Raw genomic sequence first — 1,163 nt, 5'->3', positions numbered from 1 at the left:
GGATTGTTTGAGAAGGATCGGTTAGTTTGGCGGCCGGGACTGCGGCCCATCACAGCCAGCAGTCCCGGCGGCAGGCGACCGTCCCTAGGATCGGGCAACACCCGACGTCATCAAGGTCCCTGCCGTCTTTGTCCGCCATCGCTTGGAGAGTTGATTGGCCGCTGGCTTGCGCCACGCCCGCAAACAATCCGAAGCCCGACAAGGATACCACCAGCATGGCCTTTTTGCATCAACAACCGCAATTGTGCCTTGGCTTCGACATCGCCAAGGACACCATCACCGTCTCTGACGGCACAACCACCCGCACCATCGCCAATCAGCGCAGAGCGATCCGCACCTTCCTGAAGGGCTACAAACACATAGACCTTGTCGTATGCGAGCCGACAGGCGGCCATGAAGGCCTGTTGCTCGAAGAGTGCCTGCGCGCCGGCATCGCCTGCCATCGCGCCGACACGCTCAAGGTCAAGAGCTTCATCCGCTCCTACGGCACGCACGGCAAGAGCGACGCCATCGATGCCGGGATGTTGAGCGGTTACGGCCGCGAACGCTGGGCAAAGCTGGACCTCTGGCAAGCTCCTGATCCCGATGAGACAGACTTGCGCGCCTTGGTGCGCCGCCGCCAGGAACTCATCGCCATGAAGGTCGCAGAGAAGAACCGCGCCAAGGCACCTGGCGGCCGCCGTCTTGCGACCTCCTTCGAGGCCGTGATCAAAGCCGTCGAGCGTCAGATCCAAGCTATCGATGCCGCGATATGCGAACTGATTGCCAACAGCAGCACTCTCAAGCACCGAGCAGCCGTCTGCACGGCCATGGACAGTTTAGGCCCGATCGTAGCGGCCAAGCTTCTGGCTACCTTGCCTGAACTCGGCTCCATGACACGCCGCAAGGCTGCAGCCCTTGCCGGCGTCGCGCCGCATCCAAATGACAGCGGTCAAAAACACGGCTACCGCAAAATCCGCGGGGGCCGGCCTGATGTCAGAACCGCGCTCTTCATGCCGGCTCTGCGCGCAGCTGCCGGAAAAGGCGAGTTCGCAGCCTTCTACAAACGCCTCATCGCCAACGGCAAAAAGCCAATGGTGGCTATCGCTGCCGTCATGCGAAAGATCGTCGTCACCCTAAACGCAAGGCTTCGAGACGCCGCGATTCCTCAGAGTTGATGACGA

At 61.4% G+C, this 1,163-nt stretch carries 1 protein-coding gene; it reads left to right on the top strand.

All coding sequences use genetic code 11. The features are described from left to right. Window positions 1-26: 26 nt before the first annotated feature. Window positions 27-1,157, top strand: a complete 1,131-nt coding sequence (locus AC1DYO_RS32100; protein ID WP_477268670.1) for an IS110 family RNA-guided transposase — start codon at window positions 27-29, stop codon at window positions 1,155-1,157. Window positions 1,158-1,163 lie beyond the last annotated feature (6 nt).

The sequence above is a fragment of the Mesorhizobium sp. P2_F5 genome, assembly GCF_056403715.1.
This window is presented reverse-complemented; position numbering and strand designations above follow the sequence as displayed.